The following is a 1,311-nucleotide window of genomic DNA, read 5'->3' as shown; positions in this document are numbered from 1 at the left end:
TTCGAATCAATATCCGGATAAATATTATCCATTGGGAGAGAGTTTTATGGGATTTCTTTTTTTGGATATCACCATAGAGAATCATAGTGATAGTGTTGTGCGTATTTTTATGCGTGAATATCCGGAACTGTTTAACATTCCTAGCAGGCATCCTTCCCGCTTGAACGGAGCTTATGGCATATATCAGGGTGATACGCTTGAAATGGAAACTTATCGTATTTTAAATATTCCTCCCCATAGTTTTGAAACGCGTCAGTTTATGTATGGAAACGCTTGGCTGGAGTATCTTTATAACAGAGGCAATTACTCTACGATTCCTAATTTTATGGAAACGCTTTTTCGTAACAGTCATTTTTATTTTGTTATAAATGAACGTTACGTTCGTAAATTGGAACCTTCTCCCGATTTGAATATTGATTTTCTGGGTCGTCCAAATGAAGATGGGGAATGGATACATATAGCTCCTCGTCGTAAAGGGATATTGCATGATAAACAATAGGTCATTTTTAATCTATTCCCGGCAGAATTTCTGCCGGGATTTTTTAATCTATATATTTTGGGGGTCTTTTCAAATAAATTTGAATTTTGAATATAATCTTCTACATTTGTTACACAATGTCAGGGAAGGTGGTACGATTATAGCTGGTTATGAATACAGTTACGGCGGAGTTAAGTTAAAGGTATGGGGCAGTGACGGCAACGGTTATGCTTATGTGGGGAAGTCTGGTTTACGGGTAGTTCTTTTGTTTTTGAATGCGGTCTTTTCAGTGAGGGAGTGGTGAGCGGCAGCAGTATCTGTTATCATCTGAAAGATCATCTGGGCAGCATCCGTGCGATTGTAGACGGCAACGGTCGTTTACTGGAAGAAAACGATTATTATGCCTTCGGTCAGCGGTATCCCCGCAGCGAACAGGCACAGTCTTCCGCAAACCGTTTTAAATACAACGGCAAGGAATTACAGACGGTCGGCGGCCTGGGCTATCTGGACTACGGCGCCCGTATGTACGACCAGTCCTTAGGCCGGTGGTTTACGACGGACCCCTTGTCTGAAAAGTATTACGGTTTGAGTCCGTATGTATATTGTGGGAATAATCCGTTGAGATATGTTGATCCGGATGGGAGAGCGGCAAGTCCGTATTATGATAGTGATGGATTTTTTTTAGGGACAGATGAGGAAGGATTTCGTGGAACAGTACGTATTGTCACAGGCCGAACAGCCGCTTCTAAGAGTAAGGAACGACTTAGTCCTCAGAATAGTAAGCCTTTGGAAAAGGTTTCTCTTTCGGCTAAATCCTATTCCCGTATATATAC

General features: G+C 41.6%; 3 protein-coding genes. All 3 read left to right on the top strand.

Annotated elements, in window-relative coordinates; translation table 11 throughout:
* A partial coding sequence (locus BN8908_RS18675; RefSeq protein ID WP_161945840.1) for a hypothetical protein occupies nt 1–499 on the top strand: 499 nt, incomplete at its 5' end.
* 106 nt (nt 500–605) lie between these two features.
* Nucleotides 606–782: a hypothetical protein gene (locus BN8908_RS18375; RefSeq protein ID WP_154670127.1), complete on the top strand. Its 177-nt coding sequence runs from the start codon at nt 606–608 to the stop codon at nt 780–782.
* The coding region (locus BN8908_RS18370) for an RHS repeat domain-containing protein (protein ID WP_161945839.1) at nt 779–1,311 on the top strand (533 nt) is incomplete at its 3' end. The genes BN8908_RS18375 and BN8908_RS18370, both read left to right, overlap by 4 nt.

This window comes from Culturomica massiliensis (genome assembly GCF_900091655.1).
GTDB lineage: Bacteria > Bacteroidota > Bacteroidia > Bacteroidales > Marinifilaceae > Culturomica > Culturomica massiliensis.
Note: the sequence above shows the minus strand (reverse complement) of the source record. Positions and strands in the feature narration are given on the sequence as shown.